The following is a 26,616-nucleotide window of genomic DNA, read 5'->3' as shown; positions in this document are numbered from 1 at the left end:
GGTCGCCACCGACCCCGGTGACGGTATTCCGGACAAAGGAGGAGAGACTATGGAGAAGGTCCAGCCTCAGACGGACAAGCCGAAGAAGCTCGGCGACAAGGTGAAAAAGTACAAGTCCTACGACCGGCTCCAGGGCTGATCGAGTGCACCGGGCAGGGCGGGCGGCCTCGGTCGCCCGCCCTGCCGTGGATCGGCCGGAATCGCAGGGTGACGTCGAAAGGGCTGGGTGTATGAGGCAGGTGCCGGACGCCGCTGTGGTCGACGCGTGGCCTTCCCGGCTCCACGGTGCGCTCCGGCCGGAACCGGGGCCGCCGGCCGGCCCGGTGACACGAACCGTCCGACCCGGCCTGGTCCCGTCGGACCTCACGGCGAAACTCGACCGGCTCACGGGCGGCGACCCCCTGGGGCTTTTCCTGATCACGGTCGCGGCGGTGCGGATCGTCGTCGCCCGGCTGACCGGGAACACCACCATGCCCGTCGTCTCGCCCGTGCCGCTCACCGTCCGCGCGGGCGGTGAGTTCGCGCTGTGCGCACCCGTCCCCGCCGCCGGGACGGTCGCCGACCTCCTCGGCGCCTTGCACCGGGAGTTCGAGGACGCGGTGCCACTGGCCTGGGCCGACAGGTCCGCCGTGGCGGCCAGGCTGACCGCGACGGAGGCCGCCGATCCCGCGGTCCTGTCCGGTTTCGCGGTGGTCTGCGCCGGGGTCCATCCCGCGGACGTGCGCCCCGAGGCGGATGCGGTGCTGCACCTGGACCGGGTCGCCGGCGGTCTGCGGCTGCGGCTCTCCACGCCGGGCGACGCGGTTCCCGTCGGCCTGGCGGCCATGGTGCGCTGTGTCGCGGCGGCGATGTGCGACATCGCGCGCGCTCCGCGCACGCCGGTCGCCGAGGTCGACGTCCTGGGCGCCGGCCAACGGGCTGAGCTGGAGGCCATGGCGGCGGACGGGTTCGTCGTGCGCGCGCCGGACGGCACCCCGGCACCCGTCGGCGTACCGGGAGACGTCCATGCCGTGCGGCCCGGGCCGGCGCCCGCGGCCGAACCCGCACGACGCGGCCTGCGGCACCCCGACGGCCGCCTGCTGGTCCTCGACCCCCCACCGGGCGTGCCACCGCGGGACCCGTCGTCGCGGGAGCCCTCGGCCGAAGGTCCGGACACGACGGGCTGGGTGCCCGCCGACGGGGTGGAGCAGGCCGTCGCCGACTGCTGGGCCGCCGTCCTCGGCCGCCCTCCGCACTCCGGCTCGCAGGACTTCTTCCACGCCGGCGGACAGAGTTTCACCGCCGCGCTGCTGGTGGCCAAGCTCGCCGGCGCGGTCACCGCCCATGTGACGGTGCGCGACGTCTTCTCCCTGCGGACCCCCGAAGGGCTCGCCGCGCTCGTCCGCGCGAACGCGGGTCCGGCCGCACCCTCCGAATCCCCTCCGGCTCCCCGCAGACAGCCCGCGAGCAACGCGCAGCGGCGCATGTGGTTCCTGGAGCGGTACGACGACGGGGACCTGCGCACCTACAACATGGTGGAGGCCTACCGGTTGGGCGTACCGGTGACCCCGCAGGCGCTGGCGGCCGCCCTGGACGCGGTGCTGGAGCGGCACGAGGCGTTGCGCACCGCCCTCGTCGCCGACGGGGACCGGCTGGATCAGGTCGTCCTCGACGTCGCCCGGTGCCGGCCCGACCTGGTCGTCGAGCAGGTGACCCCGGCGCGGGCGTCGGCCGCTCTCGACTCCGCCGTCGCCGCCGAGCAGCGTCACCGCTTCGACCTGGGCAGTGGGCGGCTGCTGCGGGCACGCTGGCTGGACGAGGGCACCGGCTCCGGGGTCCTGCTGCTCACCGTCCACCACTCGGCCTGCGACGGCTGGTCCCTGTCCGTCGTCCTGGGTGATCTGGTCGCCGCGCTGCGGGGCGCCGCGCCGCGGCCCGTACCCGTGCAGTACCGGAACCACACCGCGTGGCTGTCGGCCTACCTCGACGGACCGGAGGGCCGGGCCGACCGGGCGTACTGGCGGCGGGCGCTGGAGGGGCCGCCGCCGGCGGACCTGCCGCTGGACCGGCCGCGGGCCACGGCGCGCCGGACGGGCGGCGGGATGGTGAGCGTCCCGCTGGACCTGCCGGAGGGCGCGCTCGCCCTGCTCTGCCGGGAGGCCGACGTGACACCGTTCATGGTCGGTGTGGCGGCGGTGCGGGTGCTGCTGTACCGGCTGACCGGCGAGCGGGACGTTCCCCTGGGGACCGTGGTCGCCGGGCGCGGCCAGCCGGGCAGCGAGTCCTCCGTGGGCATGTTCGCCAACACGGTGGTGCTGCGCACCGCCATCGATCCGGAGCTGTCCTTCCGGTCGGCGCTGGCGGCGGTGCGCCGGACGGCCCACGCGACGATGGCGCACGAGCGCTATCCGTTCGACGCGCTGGTCGACGACCTGGGCACGGAACGGGTTCCCGGGCGCAACCCACTGTTCGACGTGTTCGTGGAGACCGTGGTCGAGCGCTACCCCGGCACCGCCGAAGAGGTGACACGGCTGCCGCGGGAGCCCCTCGTCAGCGACTTCGACCTGATGTTCGCGTTCGTGACGGCGGACGGGGCCGACGCGGTGCGCGTCCACTACCGCGACGACGTGTTCGACCGGCGGACGGCGCAGCGCGTCGCCGAGCAGTTCCGCGAACTCCTCCGCGGACTGCTGGACCGTGCCGACACCGCGGCCGGGTCGGTACCGGTCCTGCCGCCGCACCAGTGGGACTTCCTGATCCACCAGGTCAACCGGACGGCGGCGCCGTACCCCCGCGAGCGGACCCTGTTCGACCTGGTGCGCCGGCAGGTCGAGCTGCGCCCCGGCGCTCCGGCGGTGACGTGCGGGGCGACCACCTTGACCTACGGGCAACTGGACAGCTCGGCGACCAGGCTGGCCGCGGCGCTGCGAGCAGCGGCCCCGGCGGCACCGGGCGCGCTCGTCGCGGTGGCCTGCGAGCGGACCGAAGGGCTGGTCGTGGCGCTGCTCGCGGTGCTGCGGACCGGTGCCGCGTTCCTTCCCCTGGACCCCCTCCAGCCCCGGGCCCGGACGGCGGCCGTGCTCGCCCGCAGCGGCGCCGTCGCCGTCCTCGCGGACGGCCCGTACGCGTCCCTGTGCCGGGAGGTCGCCTCGGTGCCCGTGCTCGACCCGCGGCAGCCGCTCCCCGAGCCGGAGCAGCCGGTCGGGCGGCCGGGCGCCGGCCCCGGCGACCTCGCCTACGCCGTCTGCACCTCCGGATCGACCGGGGAACCCAAACTGGTGGCGGTCGAACACCGGGGCATCGTCAACACCGTCCACCACCGGGTGGGTCACTACGGTCTCGACGGCACGTCGCGGGTGTTGCAGATCCCGCCGGTCCATTTCGACAGCGGCATCAGCGACGTGTTCTCCGCACTGGCCGCCGGGACCCCCCTGGTGGTGCTCTCCCGCACGGAACTGCTCGATCCGCACGCCGTGCGCGCGGCGGTCGCCGGGCACCGCATCACCCACGTCATGCTGGTGCCCAGCCTGTACGACGTGCTGCTGGACGGGCCGACCGAAGAGCTGCGGTCGCTGCGGCAGGTGGTCCTGGTCGGCGAGCGGCTGCCGGCCGCCCTGGCGGAGCGGCACGCGGCGCTGGTACCCCGGGCGCGGCTGTTCAACGAGTACGGCCCCGCCGAGGACAGCGTGTGGACCACGGTGTCCGAGGTCGATCCCGCGGACGCGGACGTGCTGATCGGACGTCCGATCGCCAACAAGAGGGTCGATCTGCTCGACGAGCGGGGGCGGCTGGTGCCCCTGGGGGTGCCCGGGGAGATCTGCATCAGCGGCGACGGACTCGCCCGGGGCTACCTGGACGACGAGGAGCTCACCGCGCGCAGGTTCGTGCCCCACCCGCTCCGGCCCGGCGTACGGATGTACCGCAGCGGGGATCTGGCCCGCCGGCGCGCCGACGGCCGGTTGGAGTACCTCGGCAGGATCGACGACCAGGTCAAGATCAGGGGCCAGCGCGTGGAACCCGGCGAGGTCGCCGCCGTGCTGTCCGGCGCCCCCGGCGTCCGCACCGGCGCCGTCGTCGCCGTGGCGGAGGCGGACGGGGCCCCCCGGCTGGTCGCCTATGTCGTCGGCTCGGCCACGCCGGTCGCGCTGCGGGCGTATCTGGCCGAGCGGCTGCCGGACGCGATGATCCCCGAACAGTTCGTCCCCCTGGCCGAGTTGCCGGTGACGTCGAACGGCAAGCTCGACCGGCGCGCGCTGCCCGCGCCACGCTCCCCCCGCCCGCGGCCGGCACCGGCGCTGTCCCCGCTGGAGGGGACGGTACGGGAGGTGTGGGAGCGTGCGCTCGGGCATCCGGTCGCCGACCTCGACGTGAGCCTGTTCCTGCTCGGCGGGCACAGCCTGACCGCCGCCCGGATCGCCCAGGAGCTGACCGGGCGGCTGGGCCGGCACGTGCCGGTCGTGGCGGTCTTCACCCACCGCGGGATCCGGGCCCTGGCCGCGCACCTGGCCGTCGGCGCCGGGCCGCACGAGGACCACCCGGCACCCGGGGCCGCCGTCGAGGAGGCCCCGCCGCGGCCCCGGGACGAGGACCGGGACGAGGGTCGGGACCAAGGCGGTTTCCCGCTGTCCCACGCGCAGCGCAGGATCTGGCTCGCCGCGCGTGGCGCCGCCTCGCCCGCCCAGCTCGTCTGCGACGTGCTGCCCCTCGGCCGGCGGATGCGCGACGACCTGCTGCGCCGGGCCCTGGACGCAGTGGTCGCACGGCACGGCATGCTGCGCACCGGCGTCACCGGCCGGGGCACCGCGCTGCTCCAGACCACCGCCGACCGGCTGCCCGCGATCCCGCTCACCGTCGTGGACGTGCCGCCCGGCACCGCGGCCGACGGCGACGAGGTCCGCCACGCCCTGCGCGATCTGCGCGACACCCGGTTCGACCTGGCGGTGCCCCCGCTGTTCCGGGTGCGGCTGGTGCGAGGTGTCGCCGGCGGCGATCTGCTGGCCGTCTGCGCACACCACCTGGTGTACGACGGCGCCAGCGTCGGCGTCTTCCTCGACGACCTGAACCGGGCCTACGAGCGGGCCGCGGCGGACCGCGAGCCGCTGCTGCCCCCGCCGGTCGGGGACGACCGCGCCTGGGTGCTCGCCGAGCAGTCGTGGCTGGCCGGGGAAGGAGCCCGGGCGGCCGAGGAGTTCTGGCGCGGCAGACTCGCCGGCCTCCCCGAACCCGTGACGCTCTTCCCCGGTCCGCGCCCGCGTCGGCGCGGACCGCTCGGACTGGTGCGCCGGCGTGTCGCGCTGGAGCGGGGCGGCCCCGGATCGCCGTTCGCGACCGTCGTCGCGGCGCTGGCGACGACGGTCCACCGGCGCACCGGCGTGCGCGACCTGGTGATCGGCTGCCCGATGAGCCTGCGGGACGTCACGGACGCCGCCGGGATGGTCGGCTGCTTCGTCAACGCGGTCCCCCTGCGCCTCACATGGGAGCCCGCGATGCCCCCGCAGGCGCTGCTCGGCCAGGTACAGGAGCGCGTGCTGGAGGCGTACGAGCACGTCAGGCTGCCGTTCGACGTGCTGCTGCGCCGGCTCGGAGTGCGGGCGCGGCCGGGCCACGGCCTGCTGTTCGACCTCGGGGTGAGCTGGGAGGACGGCACCGCCATGGCGAGCGGTCTGAACAGTGCCGTGCTTCCCGCACCGTCGGCGCCGGCCGACGCCGACGTGTGGATCTACGTCCACCGGTACGGCGACGGCCTGGAGCTGGAACTGACCTACGACACTCATCTGGCCGAGCGGGAGACCGCCGCCGACCTGGCCGACGAGATCGCCGCCGCGGTCGGACGTCTGGCGGCGCTCTCGCAGGAACCGCTGAACGGGAGCCGACTGCAATGAGCACCGATGTGTACGGGCCGACCGTCCTGCGCGCCGCCACGCCCCTCTCGCCCCGGCTGACGTCGGCGCGGACGGCGGAGACGGACCGCGTCACCGCGCGCGTCGCGCTGCCCGGGCCGGCGGCGCGGGAGACGGGCGGCCCGGCGCCGGCGCGGGACGGGGACGGGCCGCTCGGCGGGTGGTCGGTGCCGGCCGCCGCCGTGGCGTTCGTCCTGGGTGCCGCGGAGGACACGCGGACCCCCGTGCTGAACGTCGTCGGCCCCCGCGGGCCGGTGCGGTGCGCCCTCGACCTGGACGCCGCCGAGACGGTCGGCGACCTGCTGCGTCAGGTGGACGCCTCCGCCGTGTCCGGACGGGCCGGCCCGGACGAGGAGTCCGTGGCGGGCACGGTGGTGCTGCGGTGCGCCCCGCCCCCGGACTCCCCCGCCGCGCGGCGGGCCGCCCTGCGGCTCACGATCCTGCCGGACGCCGCGACCGGGGAGCTGAGCCTGCACGCCGACGCGGACGCCGACGTGGTGGAGCCCTGGTTCCTCCAGGTGTTCCTCCGGTCGGTCGTGGCCGCCGTGACCGCGTGCGCGGACCCGGGCCGGCGCACGGCGGACATCGACCTGGCCGCGCCGGAGGACCTGGCCGCCGTGGCCGCGCACGGCGCCGCCCGGTACCGTCCCGCCGAGCCGGGAACCCTGGTGGACCTGATCCAGGCGTCCGTGCGCTCCACGCCGGACTCACCCGCGATCCAGGCCGGCGAATCCACCTTGACCTACGGCCGGTTGTGGTCGGCCGCGGCCGACATGCGCGCGGCGTTGGAGCGCAGCGGGGTCCGGCCGGGCGACCACGTCGCGGTGCTCACCGGGAAGTCGCCCGCCGCGATCCCGGCGATCCTGGGCATCCTGCGGGCCGGAGCGGCCTACGTGCCCCTCGACCCGCGCACGCCCGCGGAGCGGCTCGGGGCCGTCGTGGCCGACGCGGGATGCCGCGTGATCGTGGTGGAGGACGAACACCGTGCGCTGCTCGCCCACTGTCCCGCCGGCACCGTGACGCTGCCGGCGGCCACGCCGACCGCGGCGGACCGGGACGCACCGCAGGGGGCGCCGGAGCGGCGTCCCCGGCCGGAGGACCGCGCGTACGTCATCTACACCTCCGGCTCCACGGGCCGTCCCAAAGGGGTCGTCGTCAGTCACCGGGCGATCACCGGATACCTGGCCTGGAAGCACCGCTACCACGGGCTGGGCCCGCAGACACGGCTGCTCCAGATCCCCTCGCTGGCCTTCGACAGCTCGGTCTCCGACGTGTTCTCGGTGCTCGCGGCCGGCGGCCTGATCGTGCTCGCGCCCGACGGGGCACCGGATCCGGCCCTGCTCGGACGGCTCGCCGTGCGACACGGGATCAGCCATCTCACCCTGGTGCCGAGCCTGTACCAGGTGCTCGTGGACCGGCTGGCCGCAGCCGGGCCCCTGCTGCGTCTGGTGACGGTCGCCGGGGAGGCCGTGCCCCCCGGACTGGTCGAGCACCACCACGCCGTGCTCCCGGGCACCCGGCTGGTCAACGAGTACGGCCCGACGGAGAACTCGGTCGGCGCGACCGCCTTCGACCACCGTCCCGGTGCCGGCCCCGGACACCCCATCGGCCACCCGATCGACAACACCGTCGCCGCGGTCGTCGCGGAACACTCCGGCAGCCCGCTCCCGGCCGGCTTCCTCGGCGAGATCCGGCTGGCCGGGACCGGGCTGGCCGACGGCTACCTGGGCCGGCCGGACGCGACCGCCCAGGCGTTCCTGGACGATCCGGCCGCGCCGGGCGGCCGGTGGTACCGGACCGGGGACCGCGGCTGGTGGCGACCGGACGGCATGCTCGAATTCGCCGGCCGCCGGGACGGCCAGGTGAAGATCCGCGGCTACCGCGTGGAGGTCGGCGAGGTCGAGTCCGTGCTGCTCGGCCGGCCGGGGGTGGCCGAGGCGGCCGTGGTGGCCGCACCGGCGCCGGACGGCCGTGACACCCTCGTCGGCTACGTGGTCGGATCGGAGTCCGAGGACCTGCTCGCGGACGCGCTGCGGCGGTCGCTGCCCCGGCAGATGGTGCCCTCGCGTCTCGTCCGCCTCCCCGCGCTGCCGCGGCTGGTCAGCAACAAGGTCGACCGCGAAGCCCTGATCCGGCGTGCGGCGGACGACCTCGCCCCGCGGCCGGCGCCGCCCGCCCCCGGGACGGCGGACGGCGCGGCGGACGAGCCGCGGGACCGCGCCGCGGGACCGGGCGGGCTGGAGGCGACCGTCGCGGAGGTGTTCCGCGAGGTGCTCGGCGCACCGGACGCCGGGGGCGACGACGACTTCTTCCTGCTCGGCGGGCACAGCCTGCTGGCGGTGGACCTGGTGGACCGGATCGGCGAGCGAACCGGTCTGCTGCTCGACATCGGTGACGTCTTCGACGCTCCGACCGTCCGGGGCCTGGCCGAACGGCTGCACGCCGTCGACGGGCCGGGTTCCCTTCCGCCCGGCACGCCGGAGAGGCTGCCCGCCGCCACGGACCCGGTCCAGCCCCTGCTGCCGGCCCAGCGCCGGATGTGGCTCGACGAACGGATCGACCCGCGACGGCGTGGGGTGTACCACCTGACGGAGGCGCTGCTGCTGCACGGTGACCTCGCCCACGAGGACGTCACGGCGGCGCTGGCGGCCGAACTGGCGGTCAGTGACGCACTGCGCCTGCGCGTCGTCCCGGACGGAGCGGAGCCCCGCCAGCGGATCGAGCCCGTGACCGCGCCGGTCGTCTCCTTCGTCGACGTGCGCGGACCCGGTGCGGCCACCCCGGCGGAACTGACGGAGCGGGAGCTGCGCCGGCCCTTCGACCTCACCCGGGAACCCCCGATCCGGGTCGTCGTGGCACGCACCGGTGAAGCGGAGCACCTGCTCGTCGTCACCGTCCATCACCTCGCGTGCGACGGGGAGTCCGCGACCATCCTGATGGGGCGTCTCTTCGACCGGATCCGCGCGCTGCGCACCGGCGCCCCGGCCCCGGCGGCACCGCAGGCCGCTTATCTCGACTACGTGGCCTGGCGGTTCGCCCGGCGTTCGGACGCCGAGCACGAGGCCGATCGCGAGCACTGGCGGCGGGTGCTGGCCGAGCCGCTGCCCTTCCCGCTGCTGCCCGCCGACGGTGAGCGCGGGCTCCCGCCCGGCGCCACGGTGCGCACCACGCACACCCTCGACGCGGCCACCGCGCGGACCCTGCGCCGGGTCGCCGCGGAACAGGGCGCCACCATGTTCACGCTCACCCTGGCCACCGCGGCCGAGCTGCTGCACCGGCTGACCGGCATGACCAGGGTCTCGCTGGGCACCCCGGTCTCGGTCCGCGACCATCCGTCCCTGGGCGGGGTCGTCGGACCGTTCCTCAACACCGTCCCGATCGTGGTCGAGCTGCGCGGGACCGAGCCGTTCGGCGCACTGCTGGCGACCGTGCGGGAGACGGTCGTGGCGGCGATGCGGCACCGGGCCACTCCGTTCGACGAGATGGTGGGTCTCGCGCCGACCGCCCGGGGCGGGGGACGTACTCCGCTGTTCACCGTGATCTTCACGCTGGACGAGCCCGGTGACGCCGGTACCGGATCCGGTGACCGGTTCGACGCCGGCCCCGGTCTGACGGTGCGGCGCGCCCCGGTCACCGGGTGGACCGGCGACTTCGAGTTCACCTTGCACGTCGACAACAGCGGTGACGGCCTCACGCTGGTCTGCGAGCACGACGGCGGTGTGTACGGTCCGCGGCAGGCCGCGCGCGTCCTCGATCTGTGGGCACATCTGCTGGGTCGTACCGCCGAGGCCCCGGACCGGATCATCGGTGCCACGGGCGCCGGACCGGTGGCGGGCGCCGAGGCGCTGGCCTTCGCCCGGTCCGCCCCCCGGACGCTGGCGTGCGGGGGCGACGTGCCCCGGCACTTCGACCGTCCGGTGGCCGTGGTGGACGCGACGGGTGCTCCCGTGCTCGTGGGGATGCCGGGAGAGATCGTGGAACTCGGCGCCGAGGAGCCCGGCGAGGGCTTCGCCGAGCGCGTCCGCCGCGGTACCCGCACCGGGCTGTCCGGGTGCCCGCTCGCGGACGGTGCGCTGCTGGTCCGGGGCAGGATCGCCGTGCCGGTCCAGGACACCCTGGGACCGGTCGACCCGCTGGCGGCGCGGGAACGGCTGGCGAACCACCCCGCCGTCGCCGCCGTGGCCGTGACCGGCTCACCGGACGGGTCGCTGACCGCCCACGTCCAGCCCGCCGCGGGACACGGGGCGACCCCGGCGCAGCTGCGCGCCCACGTCCGCGCCGTGCTGCCGGAACGGCTGACGCCGCGTCACGTCGTGTTCCACCCGGAGCTGCCGCGCGCGCGGGACGGGCTGGTGGAGGCGCCGGCCCCGGCCGGCGGCGAGCCCGCGGCGGACCCGGCGGCCGGGCGGCCGGCCCCGGAGCGGGTCGTCCGGGTGGTCGCCACCGCGATGGCCGCCTGCCTGGGCCGGGCCGAGGTCGACCCGTACGACGACTTCTTCGACCTCGGCGGCTCCTCGCTGACCGCGATCATGCTCGTCGGTGAGCTGCACGCCAGGCTGCACGTCGCACTGGCGCCGCGCGTCGTCCTCGACGCGCGGACACCGGCGGCCCTGGCCGAGGCGGTGCGCGCCGCCACGGCCCGTCCGGAGGCCCGGCCCCGGATCCGGCGCGCCGGCGCCGGGCCGTACCCGGTCACCCTCGAACAGGCCGACGTGCTCGCCGCCTTGGACGCCTCGGCGGATCCGGCCTCCTTCACCGTGCTGGACGTCGTGGACCTGGGGAGCTGCGACACCGAGCGGATGCGGGCGGCGGTGCTGGCCACGGTCGCGCGCCATCCCGCGCTCTCCTCGCGGCTGACCGGGACGGATTCCGGGCCCGTCTGGGTACCGGCCGACGAGCCGCGGGCGGGCTGGACGACCCAGGACCTGTCGGGTCTGCCCCCGCAGGACCGCGCGGCGGCGCTCGACGCGTGCGTGCAGCGGCATCTGGCCGAGCCCTTCGACCTCGCCGCCGGTCTCCTGGTGCGGGCCCTGCTCGTCACCACTGCGCCGGACGGCTGCACGCTGGTGCTGGCGGTCCACCACATCGCCGTGGACGGCCTGGCGATGAGCACGCTCGTGTCCGAGATCGCCGACCGGTACCGCCACGGCGCGGCGGCGCCCGCCGTCACCGACGCGCTCGGCATGGCGGACGTCGCGCACGCCGAGCGCGAGCTGATCGCGCAAGGCGGGTACACCGCCGCGCTGGCCCGGCTGCGGGACCGGCTCGGTGCCGGCCCCGCGCCCGATCCGGTCCCGCTGGACCGGCCCCGTCTGCTGCCCACGGCCCTCCTCGTCGAGCAGCGGCCGTTCCGGCTGCCGGCCCCCGTCGGGGAGCGGCTCTCGAGCTGGTCGGCGCGGATCGGGTGCAGCTCCTTCGTCGTACTGCTCGCGAGCCTGGCGGCGGCACTGGCCGACGGTGGTGCGGACGCCGCGGACGTACGGCTGGCCACCACGATCAGCACCCGCGACGAAGCGGGGCTGCTGTACACGGTCGGTCTGCTGTCCACCACGGCCGTGCTGCGGCTCGACCTCTCCGACGGTCCGGACGACCTGCATCTGATCCGCCGTGTGCGGGACGCCGTCATCGACGCCCAGGGCGCGGCCGTCCCGTTCGCGCTCGTGGGCCGGGAGCTGGCGGAGGCCTGCGGCGTCGGCCGAGCCGACCTGGCCCGTGTCCTGGTGGTGGCGCAGGACGGCGCGGACGACCTGCCGCCGGGCTGGCACCGGCGCGAGACGGCCCGGGCGCGGCGGCCGGTGACCACCACCTACGACCTGATCGTCTCCGTCGGCGTGAGCGAGGGGGCGGTGGAGGGACACGTGCTCTACAAGGGCGAGCTGTTCCGGCCGGAGACCGTGGACGATCTGCTGGCTCGGTTCACCGGGCGGCTCCAGGACGCGCTGGAACGGCATGCCGAGGGAGAGCGGCGATGAGCGAGCTGCTGGACATTCCGACCGACCGGCCGCGCACGGACGCGGATCACCGGGGGCGATGGCACCGCGTCCGGCAGCCGCTCCCCGCGGGAGCGCCCGGTCTCGCGGAACTGGCGGCCACGGTCGCCTCGGCGCTGGCCCGGATCACCGGTGCGGAAACCGTCCCGCTCGGCCTGGACGACGGTACCGTGCGCCGCACGGCCGATCTCACGGTGCACGACGACGACACCATCGCGGCACTGGCCCGTCGGGTGCCCGCGGCGAGCGCGTCGGCCACGCCACCTCAGGTGTGGCTGCACACCCACGTCCCGCGGACGCCGGACACCGGTGCGGAACTGGTCCTGAGCGTCACGGACACCGGCGACGCGCTGGTGCTCGACGGGACCGGGGCCCTCTTCGAGCCGGAGACCGTGGCGGCACTCGCCGCCCGGCTGGCGCGAGCCGCCGACGCCGTGGTGCGGGGCGCGGCCGTGCGCCCCGCCGACCTGCCGCTGCTGTCGGCAAAGGAGCGCCGCGTGCTCGACGGCGTCAACGACACCGACGCCCCGGTGCCGGACCGTTCGCTGTACGCGCTGCTCGACGAACGCGCCCGGACCCGGCCGCAGGACGTGGCGGTCGTCTGGTCCACGGGACGGCTGAGCTTCGCCGAGCTGTTCGCGGCGGCGGCCGAACTGGCCACCGGTCTGTGGGAGGACGGGGTACGGTCGGGCACACTCGTGCGGCTCTGTCTGCCCCGCGGCCCGGAACTGGTCGTGGCCTGGCTCGCCGTGCTGGCCTGCGGCGCGGTCTGCGTACCGCTGGACCCGGGATATCCGCCGGAACGCCTGCGCGCGCTGCTCGACTCCAGCGGGGACGGCCCGGTGCTGGGCCGTGCGCGGGACGCCCACCCGCCGGAGCTGGGCCGGGTGCGGTCCGTCGATCTGGCCGCGCTGCTCGCGCGCGCCCCGGTCGGCGACCGGCCGGAGCCGCTCCACGAGGCCGCGGTGGACGACCTCGCCTATGTGATCTTCACTTCCGGGTCGACCGGCCGGCCCAAGGGGGTCGGCATCGAGCACCGGGGTGTCGTCAACCTCCTGCACCACACGGCGACGCGGTTCGGACTGCGGGCCGGCTCCCGCATGCTGCACACGGCCAGCCCGAGCTTCGACGTCACCGTCTGGGAGATCTTCGCGCCCCTGTACGCCGGTGCGGCCGTGGTCGTCCACGAGGAGCGGGACATGGCGCCGAGCCGGCTGGCCGCGTTCGTCGCGGAGCACGGCGTCGACACGGTGTTCCTGCTGTCCGCGACGCTCGCGCAGCTCGACCCGGGCCTCTTCCCGGGCGTGCGCACGGTCGTCACCGGTGGTGACGGGTTCGGTCAGGCGCTGGTCGACCGGTGGCAGCCAGGGCGGGACCTCATCTACGTCTACGGGCCCACCGAGGCGACCGTCTTCCAGTCCTGGCACCGGTGTGTCGCGGACGCGACGGTCCCGCCGGCGACCGTCGGCCGCCCGCTGCCGAATCTGCGGTACCAGGTGCTCGACCGGTTCGGCGAGACGACGGTTCCGGGGGCCGTGGGCGAACTGCACATCCGGGGCGCCGGAGTGGGGCGCGGCTATCTCGGCTCCCCGGCCCACACCGTCTCCGCGTTCTACGCGGATGCCGCGGGGCGGTGGACGTACCGCTCGGGCGACCTGGCCGGCTACCGGGCGGACGGCACCATCGACTTCCGGGGGCGGGCCGACGGTCAGGTGAAGATCCGCGGCTTCCGGATCGAGCTGGGCGAGATCGAGGGGGCGCTCGCCGACCGGCCCGGCGTGCGCGCGGCGGCAGCCGTGGTGCACCGGCCGGCCCCGGGCGCCGATCCTCTGATCGTCGGGTACGCGCAGCCGAAGGATCCGGTGGAGCACCCGCTGGACGGGGAAGGGCTGCGCACCGCCGTCGCCCGCGTCCTGCCGCACTACATGGTGCCCGCGGTGGTGGTGCCGGTGGAGAGTCTGCCGTACACCCCCAACGGCAAGATCGACCGCCGGGCTCTCGCCGCCCTGCCGACGCGGCGGGAGCCGTCCGCGCGCCCGCCCGCCGACGAGGCGGAGCGCCGGCTGACGACGTTGTTCGCCGAGGTCCTGCCCGGCGTGGAGGTGGGCCCGGACACCGACTTCTTCCTGTCGGGCGGGACCAGTCTCGCCGCGGCCGAACTCGCGGCGGCCGTCAGCGCCTCGTGGGGCCGGCGGGTGGGGGTCCGGGACGTCTTCCTGTGTCCCAGCCCGGCGCGGCTCGCCGGCCGGATCGGCCCCCCGGCCGGCACCGCACCGCGGGTCGGCGACGCCGCGGCCGAGGGCTCCGCGGCCGGGGGCTCCGCGGCCGGGGGCATCGTCAACTGGCTGTGGCTGGAACGGCAGATCCGGCCCCCGGACTACGCCGGCTACAACGTGCCCGCCCTGTTCCGGGGCGAGGGGACCGTCGACCCCGGCCGGCTGCAGCAGGCGTTCCACGCGGTGCAGTGGCGGCATCCGGTGCTGCGCACGGTGGTCTCCGAGCGCGGTGGCCGGCCCGAGGTGACGGTGACGGACCGGGTGGCGCCGCTGGAGGTGGCACGGGTCGACGGCCCGGCCGAGCTGGACCGGGCCGTCGAGCAGCGGGCGAACACGCCGTTCGACCTCGCTCGCGGCCCGCTGTTGCGCGCCACGCTGTTCCTGGGCCGCGACGGTGGGTGGTGGCTGCTGACGGTCGCCGATCACCTGGTCTGCGACGGCCGCGGCCTGGAGATCCTCCCGGCCGAGATCGCCGCCGCGTACGACGGCGAAGCCCTCCCCGTGCCGGTCGTCACCGAGCCGCCGCAGGACCGGGAACGCGCCCTCGCCCACTGGCGGGAGCTGCTGACCCCGGTGCCGGACGCCCTGCCGCTGCCGGTGGACGTCCGGCGGTCGGGCACCGCGCGCACCGCCTGCGCGAACGTGGTCGCCGACATCGACGCCACGACCGTGCGGAGGCTGCGCGCGCTGGCCTCGGCGGTGCACGCGGGGATCTTCGCCCCCCTGGCCGTGGCCGTCGGCACCGTCCTGCGGCAGACGACGGGTGCCACGGACGTCTGTCTCGGTACGGCGGTCGACCGCAGGCCCGCGCTGCGTGCGGCGAACGCACTGGGTTGCCACGTCACGACCGTGCCGGTCCGGGTCGACGTCACGCCCGCCAGGCCGGTGCGCGCCGTGGTCGGCGCGGTGGCCGAACAGACCTTCAGCGCCATGGACCACGGCGTGGTCCCCTTCGACGAACTGGTCGCCGCCCTGTCCGTACGGACCGCGCCGGGCCGGCATCCGCTGTTCGACGTCTGGTTGTCGCACTACCACCGGACACGGGTGCCGCGCGCCGCCGAGGACGGCATCGGCTTCACCGGCGAACCGGTTCCGTTGCGGCACGGCAAGCTGGACCTGGCCTTCCTGTTCTGTGAACACCCCGACGGGCTCCGTCTGACGCTGCGGTACGACAGCGAGCTGTACCGCGCGAGCACCGCGCGGGCGTTGGCGGACCGTGCGGTGAGCGTGCTGCACCGGCTCGCCGCCGCGCCCGCCGACGCGAGCCTGGCCGTCGCCGACGACGGGCGGGATCCGGCCGCCCCGGTGTTCGCCGGTTTCCGCTTCGACCCGTCGGACTGATCCGACCCCGCTCATGACACTGCGACTCGAGGAGCGATCGTGCCGAAGATTGAGGTCAGCCGCGGCAACTGCCCGTGCTTGCGCAAGGATCCGAGGGAACTTGCGGCCGACGGACAGGCTCCCCGGTGCCCCGGGGGGAACTGCGGGCCGGAGGAGATCTGGGGCGCCATGCCGGACCCCGCCGTCAGGCAGCTGGCCGAGGTCGCCTCGGACGAGTACGCCGAGCTGCGGGTCTCCGGGCTGCGCGGTCTGGTCGACGGCGACTTCGGCGACCAGATCGTCCTCGTCTGCGCGCCGGCGGTACGGGCCCAGCTGAAGTTGTACCGGGACGTGCCCACCCCGGTGCACGAGCTGGTCTGGTCGGATCCCGACAGCCGCACGGACCTTCTGGAGGTCCTGCGGGAGGCGCGCCGGGTCGGCCTGCGGACCACCGTGCTGTGGATCGCCGACGACGAGTTCGAGCACCTGCTGCCCGAGGACATCCAGGACACCAAGCTCGGCGCGATCTCGTTCTTCTCCACCGGCTTCTCCGTGCGGTCGCTCGCCCGGCATCTGGAGATCGTCTGCGCCACCGACTACCGGAGCGAGCTGGAGATAGAGGAGCGGCTGATCGACAACCTGGAGGAGGCGGACAGTCTGCTGCTGCTGAACTCCGATTTCGACACCTCCTGCCGGTTCCACCACCAGGAGTCCCCGCACTGGTTCTCCCTGCACGGCCCGCTGCGCTGGGGGGACCAGACCGTGCTGCCCACCGGGGAGCTGTCCACGCTCGCCGACGACGCCGGCCGGTTCGACGCCGACAGCAGGGTCCGGGTCAACGGTGACATCGTCCTGAAGGGTTCGCCGATCATCCACCGCGGTGAGGCGGCGGTGACCCGCGAGGACACCGCGCAGACCTACGCGCGGCTCGCGGGCATGGAGGACGCCCCGGTCATCGCCCGGGTCTCGGGCGGGTGGATCCAGGAGTTCGTCGCGCCGACCGCGGTGTCCCGGCGGGTCAAGGACGCGTTCACCGCGCTGGTGGAGGCCGAGCCCCGGTACCGGAAGATCCACGAGTTCGGTTTCGGGACGCACCCCCTGTGCGCGGACCGGGTGCGTGGCAACTTCCACCCCAACGAGCGCCAGCCGGGAATCCACCTCGGACTGGGGCTGGGCCACTACACGCCGTTCCACATCGACCTGGCGCTGACCGGGGTGCAGGTGCTGCTGGAGGCCTCCTCCGGGGAGCCGAAGCCGCTGTACCCGAGCCTCGGCCTGACCGCCTCCTGAGCGCGCGCACGGGTTCTGGGCACGCGCACGGGCCGGACACCGACTCCTCGGTGTCCGGCCCGTGCGCGTGCCGCGCGTCAGGCGGCGTCGGCGAGGATCCGGGTCAGCCGCTCCGCGGCGTCCGTCCCGCCCGGGCGCTCGGCGAGATGTCCGGCCAGCAGCTTCAGGGCGGCGATCGCCTCGGCCGACTGGCCGACGGTGTCGAGCAGGTGCAGGGACGTCCTGATCTCGTCGCCCGTCCCGGGGTCGAGGACCAGCGTGCCCTGCTGCTCCTCGACCCGCATGGCCGTCAGGGCGACGACGGGGTGCAGGCCCGCGCGGATGGCCTCCATGGCGGGCAGCAGCCGGGTCGCCAGGGTCTGCAGCTGTGACACCGCGACCGGATGCGTGTCCGGCGCCGCCAGTGCGTTGGCCAGGTCGAACAGGGTCATCACGCATCTGCGGACCTGGTCGTAGGAGGCCGGCAGCATCAGGCGCAGGGGCGCGGAGCCGAGCAGTTCGGGACGGTAGCCGGCGCCGGGCTCGCCGGCCACCCGGACCGAGTCCTCCGCGAGCTCGCGCAGCGCCTGGGCGGCCGGTTTCGTGGATCGGTCCGGTTCCCGCTCCAGTTCCGCGGCCAGTGCCGCGATGTCGGCCAGCGGCTTGCCGAGATCGGCCCCCGCCGCGGTCCTGGCAGCAGCGGTGGCCGGGGCGGGGACTGCGGAAGAGCCCTGGTCTGTCACGGTGAGACCTTTCTTGTTCCTGCCTTGCGCCGGGCGAAGTCCAGTTGGAGGCGCAGCCGGTGCAGTTCGTCGTGTCCGGACGCCGCGCCGTGGCCGCCCTGGACGAGGTGGAACTCCACGTCCGCGCCGCGGGCGCGGAGCCGGTCGAGGTAGCCGCGGGTCTGCTGCGGCGGGCAGCGCGTGTCGGCGTTCCCCACGATCAGCAGCAGCGGCGCCTCCACCCGGTCCGCGTAGCTCGCCGGGGAAGCCCGGCGGTACCGCTCGGGCACCTCGGACGGTGAGCCGCCGAACATGGCGCGGTCGAACGCCTGCAGGATGGGCGGCTCCTGTTCGTAGGCGGCCGCGTAGTCGGCGATCGGGCTGCTCGCGAGGACGCAGGCCCAGTTCCGCGGCTCCAGGCCGGCGCCGAGCAGGGCCAGATAGCCGCCCCAGGAACCGCCGGCAAGCAGACAGCGGTCGGGGTCGACGAGCCCTCGGGAGACGAGATCGGCACGGACCGCGTCGACGTCCCGCAGTTCCGCGAGGCCCACGTCGTCGAGGGCGGCGTCGCGCCAGGCACAGCCGTACCCGGTCGACCCGCGGTAGTTGACGCGTACGACGGCGAATCCGGCGTCCTGCCAGGCGAGGGCCTCCGCGGAGAACTCCTCCCCGTCGTGCGCGCGCGGCCCTCCGTGCAGCAGGAAGACAGCGGGTGCGGGACGCGGCACGCCGAGCGGCATCGTGATCCAGCCGGGTATCCGCAGACCGGTGGGGGTGCGGGTCTCGGACGGCTGCGGGACGGCGTGTGCGGCGGCTTCGAGGGCGGTCCCGGTCACCGGGCGGAGCACCGGTCGGCGGCCCTCGTCGAGCACGGCCGGCGGGGACACCGACGACGACCACACGTACCAGGCCCGCCCGTCGGGCAGTGAGGTCACGCCCTCGACGACGCCGTACCGGGTCTCGATCTCCTCCAGCCGGGCGGAGTCGAGGTGGTACCGGTACAGGCCGGTACGGCCACGATGGGTGTGGACGATCAGCAGGGCCGAGCCGTCGGTGGTGAACCCGCCGGTGACGTCACCGGGCAGCGGGAGCGGGAGTTCCGTCACCTCGCCGGTGCGGACCGACCACAGGAGCAGCTCGGTGCGCCCTCGCCGCTCGTGCCGGGCCACGACCCGGTCGTCCCCCGGGACGGGCGAGAAGCTCGCCAGTGACGGGTACGTCTCCAGGCCCCGTCCCACCCCGTCCCACAGCTCGCGGACCGTCCGGCCCTCGGTGTCGAGGACCTGCATCGCGGGGCAGCGGGCGTTGCCGTGACGTGCGTGGAGCAGGAGGACGAGCGACTCGTCCGCGGACAGGCCGGCGACCTGGAGGGGGGCCTCACCGGAGTGGATGTTGCGGCAGTCCCCGTCGGGCGAGAGCAGGTGGACCTCATGGCCGGCGCCGGGAACGGCCAGTGCGGCGACCGCGGTTCCCGTCGTGCCCAGCGCCAGCCCCCGGGCTCCTCCGGAGGGCGCGCGGGGCATCGCGTCGACGCTCTCCCCGCCCTCGAAGGGCGTACGGCGCCACCGGCCGGCCTGGTCGCCGAACAGATCGTCGAACCACCAGATGTGCTCACCCGAAGGGGAGATCCGGACGTTCGACCCTATGCCGCGCAGGGACGGGAGAGGACGCGGCTCTTCCTTTCCGGGCTGCCAGCCGTGCCAGGTACGGCCGTGCCGGTCCTGGACGCTGAAGACGCAGCGGGCCGGGGCGGTGCGCGAGAAATCCGGCAATGAGCAACGGGCGGACATCAGCCACTCGGCCCAGGCCGTATGCGGAGCTGATTCGTCGGATTCGTCGTCGTGCTGTGGCGCGGTGACCGTGCTCACTTGCCGGTGGCGGGCGTGGCGACGGCTTCGCGTTCCTGGATCCGGGAGAGCGCGGCGGTTCCCGCGACGAGTTCGAGGGCCAGCCGCAACCGGTCGGATCCCACCGGAATGGAGTGCATGCTGGCACCTATTCCCTGGCTGGTGATCATCGGCAACCTCCCAGTAACGCACACGAGTTGACGCCCGGTACTACGTTCTTGCGGAGCCCTCGCATGGTAGCCGCAGGGGTTGCGCGGGAGCAATGGGGCAGTGATCTCGGTGACGTGCGGGGATTCCCGGGGAGTCATGAACGACTGATTGACCCGTGTCCCGCGCAACGCTAGCGTTGCGCGGGATGACGACTTCATCATGGCGCGTCCTGGGGTCTGCTGATCCGGCATCCGGGATCGTGCTTGCCGTGGACTTCCCCTCCCTGTCACGGAGGGATTCCGGATTTCCCGACCTGGAACCGCTCCTGACCCCCCGTCGACCGTTATGGCTCACCGGATCCCAGGATTCACCGATAGCCGAGAAAGCAGATTTCGACTGTCTTTCCGCATGGTTGGGCGAGGTTGAATCCAGCGCCTTTCCGGTACGTGCCGTACTCGGTTACTGCATCGGAGCGGCGTTCGTGCCACGTATGGTTCAGGCGGTGGCGGCGCGGCAGGGAACCCGCCCGAGAGCGATCGTCCTGGAGCCCGAACCGGCGAGCGCGGCCGGTCTCGTCAAGGATTTCGGCAGGGCCGTGGAGCAGTTCTCCGCGGTGCTGTCCGAGGAGGAACTGGCCGATTGCCTGCAGTCCGCCGACCGGTTGCGGACCCGGGGGGACGGACTCGCCGGACTCGGCCGCGGCCTGCTGGATCTGTTCGGCGAGTCGGCGGGTCGTTCGTTCCGGCGGGCCGGCGTCCCGGAGGCGTCGATCGGCGAACTGACCGAGGACCTGGTCAGCCGGTTCGCGGCGTTCGTGGCGTACACCCGAGCCGCGCACCGCGCCGATCCCGAACCGGACTTCTCGTCGACCGTCGTCATCCGCTCGGCGGGCCCGGCACGTCATCCGACCCCAGGGGCGAGGGAGTTGTTCTTCGACGTCGAGCGGTCCGAGATCGCGCGGGACCCGAGGGTCGCCCGCGCGATCTCGGAGCTGCTGGCGGACGGCGGTCAGGGGTGACCGGAGGATGTCCGCTTCGGCCGGCGCGCACGCCGGAAGCGGTCGGCGACGAGTTCCGTCACGGCGTCGAGATGCTCCACGAGGAGGAAACGGCCGCCGGTGAGGATCCGCCGTCCGGACTCGCCCGTGGTGTGCTGCCGCCAGGCGTCGGCGTCCGCCCGCGTCGCCGTCCCGTCGCCGCCCCCGACGAGGGCCACGACGGGGCAAGTGAGGACGGCACCCCGAGTGCCGGTGCACGTCTCGGCCGCGCGCTGGTCGGCACGCGGCGCAGGGAGGACCGGACGCAACAGTCCGGGGTCCGCGAGCAGCCGGGGGTCGGTGCCGCCCAACGCGCGGACCTCGTCGATCAGGGCGCTGTCGTCCACGGCTCCGTACATCGTGACCGGGGCTTCCGTGCGCGGGCGGGACGGCGCCGGGCACCCGGACACGAACAGCCCGCTCGGACCGCCGGGTTCGCCCGGCAGGCGCAGGGCCACCTCGTACGCGAGCGTGGCGCCCGTGCCGTGTCCGAGGAACATCCTCGTCCGGGCGGGCGGCCGGGCCGCGAGGACCTCGCCGATACGGTCCGCCAGACGGTGCAGATCGTCGACCGGCGGTTCCAGGTGGCGGTCCCGGCGGCCCGGATACCGGATGGCGAGCACCTCGACCGACGGCGCCGAGGACGCGGAGAGCGGGAACCAGTGGCCGGCAAAGCCGCCGGCATGCGGGAAGCAGATCACCTCCTCGCCCTCGGCGGCCGGATGAAAACGGCGGCCCCGGACATCCTGTCGTCTCCGCGCCCTTTCGTCTCCTTCCCGCTCGTCCTGCTCCAGAGTCGACACCGTAAAGACCGGCGTCAAGCGTGAGGTTTCGTGACGGAGCCGGTCCACAGGGAGGTTGGTAATCCATGAGTCAGTCCGTAAGTCTTGCGCTCGCTCGTGACCCGAACCTGAATCTCATCCTCAAGGTCCTCCCGGCGATCGTGCTCATTCTGGCCGCCTCGGCCCTGTGCGGGCGGCTGGCGGTGGCCGTCAGACAGCCGAGAGTGGTCGGCGAGATGGTCGCCGGCGTCCTCCTGGGCCCGACCCTCTTCGGAGCCCTCTTCCCGGGGGCGCAGGAGGCGGTGTTCGCCCCGGAGGTGAAACCGGTCCTTTACGTGCTGAGCACCATCGGGCTGACCCTGTTCATGTTCCTGGTGGGCGTCGGCCTGGATCACGGCACCCACGGGAACCGGGAGTTGGGGAGGAATTCGGCGGTCCTCGCCGTGTCCGGAATAGTGCCCGCCCTCGCCCTCGGGGCCGGTGTGGGTTTCCTCCTGCACGGCAGGCTGTCCCGAGGGGACGTCAGTCCTGTCGAATTCGCGTTCTTCGTCGGCGGCGCCCTGTCGGTCACCGCCTTCCCGATGCTGGCGAGGATTCTCTACGAACAGGGCCGGCAGAACACGCATCTGGGACGCCTCGCCCTGCTGGGCGCTTCCATCGACGATGCCGCGGCGTGGTGCTTCCTGGCCCTCCTCACCGCGCTCCACTCCGGAGCGCCCACCGACGCACTGGTGACCATCGGTTTCTCCATCGTCTTCGTGATTGTCATGCTCACGGCGGTTCGGCGGCTGCTGAGGCCGCTCGGCACACACGTGGCACGCACGGGCTCCCTCTCCTTCGACCACATGTACATCGTCGTCGGTGTCGCACTGCTCGCCGGCTACGTCACCGACTACATCGGCATCTATTCCGTGTTCGGCGGCTTCATCGCCGGCGTCGCCATGCCTCGGGACGCCGCGTTCCGCGAGGCCGTCCACGGCCGGATGATGGACCTGGTCTGCGTCTTCCTGCTCCCCATCTTCTTCACGTACTCCGGACTCAACACGGAGCTGAACGGCCTGGCCGGCTGGTCCATGGCCGTTCCGTTCCTGCTCATCCTCCTGGCCGGCTTCGCGGGCAAGTACTTCGGCTGTGGTCTCGCGATGCGCGCCCTGGGGTTCTCGTCCCGGGAGTCCTACGCGATCGGGGCCCTGATGAACGCCAGAGGACTGATGATCCTGATCTTCATCAACATCGGCCTCGCCCAAGGACTGATCAACCGGGAGGTCTTCTCCATGCTGGTCCTGGTCGCGGTGATCACGACGGCGGCAGCCGTCCCCCTCTTCCGTCGCGCGCTCCCCGATCCCGTGCCCGCGCCGCCGGCTCCCGAGTCCGCCGCCGAGGAAGGAAAGAGCGTCCGCGCGGTCCCGTGACGCTCGGGACCGGAACCCCGCACGGCGCTCCGCCCGCTGCGAGAAGAGGATTCCCGGGCCGTCCGCCGGGGCCGTGCCCCCGTCGCTCGACGCACGAGCACAGGCCGAGGAGGGGAGGCAGCAGACGGCGACCGGGACGCACGGCGGCATGGCGTATGCGGCCGAGGAAGGCGTACGGGTGCGGGCCGCGACCGGGCAGAGCCTTGACGGCGGCCGGCGGGCGAGCCACCCGCACCGGGTCGGGCACGCGGTCCGGGTCGACCTCATCGGTGGCCTCCGGCGCAGACCACCGCAGAACGCTCGGCGGGTTCCGCGCGAAGCACCCGCGCTCCGCTGCCACCCCGAACACGCTCGGCGGTGATCTGGCGGGTCGGCTCCGGTGAGCTCAGCGGGACCACGACGGCGGGCCGGGCCCGAGGAGTGCCTCCGGGCCCGGCCCGCCGTTCAGCGGGCGTCGGACGTGCCCCGTCGGAAGGTCGTCGCGGCCCGGTGCCGCCGGCCGCTGGTGCGTGGGCGCGGCCGGCTCCGCGGGCGCGGCCGGCCGGGCGGCACCGGTCGAGGGGGTGGAGTGCCGGCGGGTCCGGTGTGCCGGAGGAGCGGGCCGCCGGAGCGCCAGGCCGGGTGGTGAGGGCGCGCGGGGACGACTCCGGCCGGGCGGCCCGCGAGCCCTGCTGCCGGGCGGTGCACCTCGAAGGCGTCGACCGATGGGGGCGGGCCTTCTTGCGAGGGTCCGACAGCGAGGCGCGACCGGACCGGTCCCCGCTCCGTGGAGGCCAGCAGGTTCCCTGCCGCATCACGGCGACGGGCACGCCTGATCGCCGCACACCCCGGGCCGGCGGCCCCATCCCCTTCGTCCCCACGTGCCGGTCCGTGCGAAGCGGCGGAGGCCGCTGCAAACGGCGGTGGTCCGCCCCCGATGTCGGGGGCGGACCACCGCCGTTTCGCATCACGCCGCCCGGCGCTTGTCGTTACCAGCGGTACCAGCGGCCGCTGCCGCCCTTGGGACGGGCGACGAACCCGATCAGCCACAGCACCAGCACCGCGATCGCGATCCACCAGAGGATCTTCACCGCGAAACCGGCACCGAAAAGGATCAGGGCGAGCAGAAGAACGAGAAGCAGGGGAACCATAGTCATCAACCTCCGAAGCAGCAGGTGCCCGCCCCGCCGCCAGTCATGCACGCATTTCTTTATCTGCTTCTTATTCGCGCAGGCGGGCAGGCGGGCAGGTGGGCGGCACGCCGGTCGCCCCGGACGGCCGCAGTGCGAAGACGGTTCCCCGACACGGCACGGACCGAGCTCGACGGCATCGGCATCGGCGCATCACCCTGGACGATCTCCGCGACGAGGCGCCGCCGGGGGCCGGGCCCTCAGCGGGCGGGTGTCGGCCGCCCGGTCTCACGTCCGCTTCGTGAGGCGCGCGACCGCCGCGTCGTACCGTGCCTGGAGTCCCGCGTCCGCCGACACCCGCAGCAGCGCGCCGAGCGCCCGTACCGCGCCGTCCTCGTAGCCGGACGACTCCGCCTCCCGGGCCGCCAGGTCGAGTTGTCCGATGCCCCCGGCCTCGTCCCCGAGCCCCAGCAGCGCCTCTCCCCTCACCATGAGCAACAGTACCCGCGGCACGTCGGCCGTGCCCGACCGGTCGTCGAAGGCCAGGGCCTCGGTCGCCGTGTCGAGGGCTCGGCGCCATTTCCCGGCGTCGGCCCAATGCCGGGCGAGGTGCTGCATGGCCAGTCGCTCGATGGTCCGGTCGCCCGCCTCGCGCGCCAGCTCCACCGCCCGCTCGCATCCCCGCGCGGCCTCGTCCAGGCTGCCGAGCGCCGCTTGCGCCACCGCCAGGACGATCAGGGCGTTCGCCTCGGCCACCGTGTCGCCTGCCCGGGAGGCGAGCTCGGAGCCGGCCCTCAGGTGAATCAGCGCCTCCTCGATGCGTCCTTCCTCGATCAGCACCCAGCCGAGCACGTTGAGCACCCGTGACTCGCCGTACTGCTCGTCGTCGGCCCGTGCCGCCTCGAGCGCGGTCTCCAGGAGCGGGACCCAGCCGTCTCGCACGCGCCACACGATCAGCGGCCACAGCGTCAGGACGATCCGCCAGGTCCTGCCGTGCAGCCCGGCGGCGTGCGCCGCGGCCACGGCCAGCGTGAGGTCGTCCCTCTCGGCCGCGTACCAGGCCACGGCGGCGGACCGGTCGCCGAACTCCCGTACGGCGGCGGGCGGCAGGTGGTCCGCCGGCAGCGGGAGGCATTCCTCGTTGCCGGGCTCGGCCGCCGCCACGGCTGCGAGGGCCGTGGCGATGTAGTGGTCGAGCACGCGCTCGAGTGCGTGGGGCCCGACGTCCAGGCTGCGTGCGTAGAGCCGTACGAGATCGTGCATCGTCCACCGGTCGGACGCCGTCTCCGTGACGAGGTGCGCGGCGGCCAGCCGTTCCAGGGAGGTTTCGGCGGTTGCCGGGTCCGTGTCCGCCAGGGCCGCCGCCGCGAACCGGTCGACGTGCGTACCGGGGTGGCGGCCGAGATGGGCGAACTGCCGGTAGACCTGCGGCGGGAGCTGTTGCAGCGTCACGCGCAGCGCCGCTCGCACGCCGGTGTCCTCCACGTCCAGCAGACTCAGCCGGCGCGTCTCGTCGGACAGCTCGGCGGCCAGCGAGCCCAACGACCGGCCGGGCCGTTGCGCCAGCCGGGCAGCCGCCACCCGCAGCGCGAGGGGCAGCCCGCCGCACAGCTCGGCCAGCCGTCGCGCGGCCACCGGCTCCGCGCGTACCCGTTCGGTGCCGAGCACCCCGGCGAGGAGCATCGTGCCGTCCTCCGGCCCGAGCACGTCCACGGCGACGGGCCGGGCGGTGTCGGTGACGATCAGCCCCGACAGCCGGTGTCTGCTGGTGACGACGGTGACGCAGTGGCGACCACCCGGCAGGAGCGGTCTGACCTGCTCGGAGTCCCTCGCGTTGTCGAGTACCACGAGGAGCCGGCGGTCGGCGGCGAGCGACCGGAACAGCGCGGCCGCGCCGTTGGCCGACTCCGGTATCCGGCCGTGCGGCACGCCGAGCGCCGGCAGGAACTCCCGCAACACCTCCTCGAGGGCCGGCTCGCCCGTGTCGCCGAAGCCGCGCAGGTCGGCGTAGAGCCGCCCGTCGGGAAATCCGTCACGGCCGTGGTGGGCCCAGTGCAGCACGAGGGCCGTCTTCCCCACCCCGGCGGGCCCGACGACCAGGCAGACGGGCGCCTCGCCCGCGGCGGCGCGGGACAGGGCGAGGAGCTCCTTCGCCCGCCCGTGAAAGCCGCGCGGCGCGCGCGGCAGCAGATCGGGCGCGCCGTTTCGGGCAACGGCGTCCGGTACGGCGGCAGGTGGCGGAACGTCAGCCGTGGGGGCCCGGCGGGTACGGCCCAGGCTCGCGGTGTGCTCCAGTTCGCGGGCACAGGCCGCGTTCAGGTCCAGGGCCGTGGCCAGCGCCTGCACGGTGCGGCGCTGCGGACCCCGGGAGTGTCCGCGCTCCATGTCCGACAGGGCCCGCACGCTCACTCCCGCGGCATGCGCCAGTTCCTCCTGGCTCAGCCCGGCCCCCGTCCGCAGCCCGCGCAGGAGCGCGCCGAAGCGGTTGGTGGCCGGTGTACCGGTGTCCACGTCTGGATGTCCCCTGGTCAGTTCGGCCCAGCCAGAACGCCGTACCTCGCCCGCAAAAGTATGCACGCCGATACTTTTGCAGGCGAAGGCGAAATATACGTTCCCGGCCTCTCCCCCGGAGTCGGCCGGGCCCGTCCCGGGGCGGAGGTCATCTGCCGGTGGCGGCCCTCGCCGGGCCAGGGGGGCGCCCGCTTCGTGCGGCTTCAGGTGTCCCCGTCGCACACCTTGCGCAAGGAGCGGCCTCTCCCCGCCCGGCGCACCGTCCACCCGCCGGGCGAGGCCCCCTCCCCGGAGTCCCGGCCAAGGCGTCCCG

12 protein-coding genes are annotated in these 26,616 nt (G+C 74.4%); 6 read left to right on the top strand and 6 right to left on the bottom strand.

The features are described 5' to 3' along the window. Positions 1–323 precede the first annotated feature (323 nt). The 4 genes from ACZ5FU_RS30760 to ACZ5FU_RS30745 all read left to right on the top strand — a co-directional run bounded on the left by ACZ5FU_RS30760 (position 324) and on the right by ACZ5FU_RS30745 (position 16,755). Positions 324–5,861 (top strand): non-ribosomal peptide synthetase, encoded by a 5,538-nt coding sequence (locus ACZ5FU_RS30760; RefSeq protein ID WP_469047490.1) that lies wholly within the window; start codon positions 324–326, stop codon positions 5,859–5,861. After that, positions 5,858–11,851 carry an amino acid adenylation domain-containing protein gene (locus ACZ5FU_RS30755; RefSeq protein WP_469047488.1) on the top strand — a complete coding sequence of 1,998 codons (5,994 nt, stop codon included), beginning with the start codon at positions 5,858–5,860 and terminating at the stop codon, positions 11,849–11,851. Before ACZ5FU_RS30760 ends, ACZ5FU_RS30755 begins: the two co-directional genes overlap by 4 nt. Further along, on the top strand, positions 11,848–15,486 hold the full coding sequence (locus ACZ5FU_RS30750) for an amino acid adenylation domain-containing protein (protein WP_468834973.1): 3,639 nt from the start codon (positions 11,848–11,850) through the stop codon (positions 15,484–15,486). Before ACZ5FU_RS30755 ends, ACZ5FU_RS30750 begins: the two co-directional genes overlap by 4 nt. 168 nt (positions 15,487–15,654) lie before the next feature. Beyond that, complete coding sequence (locus ACZ5FU_RS30745) at positions 15,655–16,755, top strand: hypothetical protein (protein WP_468834976.1); 1,101 nt, start codon at positions 15,655–15,657, stop codon at positions 16,753–16,755. 77 nt (positions 16,756–16,832) lie between these two features. Here ACZ5FU_RS30745 and ACZ5FU_RS30740 read toward each other — a convergent pair whose 3' ends face one another. From ACZ5FU_RS30740 to ACZ5FU_RS30730, 3 genes are all read right to left on the bottom strand, one after another. Beyond that, positions 16,833–17,477 carry a hypothetical protein gene (locus ACZ5FU_RS30740; RefSeq protein WP_451781123.1) on the bottom strand — a complete coding sequence of 215 codons (645 nt, stop codon included), beginning with the start codon at positions 17,475–17,477 and terminating at the stop codon, positions 16,833–16,835. Beyond that, complete coding sequence (locus ACZ5FU_RS30735; protein WP_451781121.1) at positions 17,474–19,228, bottom strand: S9 family peptidase; 1,755 nt, start codon at positions 19,226–19,228, stop codon at positions 17,474–17,476. Before ACZ5FU_RS30735 ends, ACZ5FU_RS30740 begins: the two co-directional genes overlap by 4 nt. A gap of 92 nt (positions 19,229–19,320) precedes the next feature. Then, a complete protein-coding gene (locus ACZ5FU_RS30730) occupies positions 19,321–19,443 on the bottom strand; it encodes a hypothetical protein (protein ID WP_451781119.1) in 123 nt (40 codons plus the stop codon). Positions 19,444–19,934: 491 nt separating this feature from the next. Here ACZ5FU_RS30730 and ACZ5FU_RS30725 point away from each other — a divergent pair, with 491 nt between their 5' ends. After that, complete coding sequence (locus ACZ5FU_RS30725; protein ID WP_468834981.1) at positions 19,935–20,471, top strand: hypothetical protein; 537 nt, start codon at positions 19,935–19,937, stop codon at positions 20,469–20,471. Here ACZ5FU_RS30725 and ACZ5FU_RS30720 read toward each other — a convergent pair. Next, entirely contained in the window at positions 20,462–21,292 is an 831-nt protein-coding gene (locus ACZ5FU_RS30720; protein WP_468834984.1) for a thioesterase II family protein, read from the bottom strand. The genes ACZ5FU_RS30725 and ACZ5FU_RS30720 overlap by 10 nt on opposite strands. A gap of 65 nt (positions 21,293–21,357) precedes the next feature. Between ACZ5FU_RS30720 and ACZ5FU_RS30715 the strand changes: the two genes are divergently transcribed. Beyond that, positions 21,358–22,683 (top strand): cation:proton antiporter, encoded by a 1,326-nt coding sequence (locus tag ACZ5FU_RS30715; RefSeq protein WP_451781114.1) that lies wholly within the window; start codon positions 21,358–21,360, stop codon positions 22,681–22,683. A gap of 968 nt (positions 22,684–23,651) precedes the next feature. Here the strand turns inward: ACZ5FU_RS30715 and ACZ5FU_RS30710 are convergent. Together ACZ5FU_RS30710 and ACZ5FU_RS30705 are read right to left on the bottom strand one after the other, a co-directional pair. After that, positions 23,652–23,813 (bottom strand): hydrophobic protein, encoded by a 162-nt coding sequence (locus tag ACZ5FU_RS30710; RefSeq protein ID WP_451525876.1) that lies wholly within the window; start codon positions 23,811–23,813, stop codon positions 23,652–23,654. Positions 23,814–24,080: 267 nt separating this feature from the next. Further along, positions 24,081–26,303 (bottom strand): helix-turn-helix domain-containing protein, encoded by a 2,223-nt coding sequence (locus tag ACZ5FU_RS30705; RefSeq protein WP_468834987.1) that lies wholly within the window; start codon positions 26,301–26,303, stop codon positions 24,081–24,083. Between the last annotated feature and the right edge of the window lie 313 nt (positions 26,304–26,616).

Source organism: Streptomyces sp. NPDC031554 (assembly GCF_055580685.1).
The sequence above is the reverse complement of the archived record's forward strand: the minus strand, read 5'-3'. Positions and strand labels throughout refer to the sequence as shown.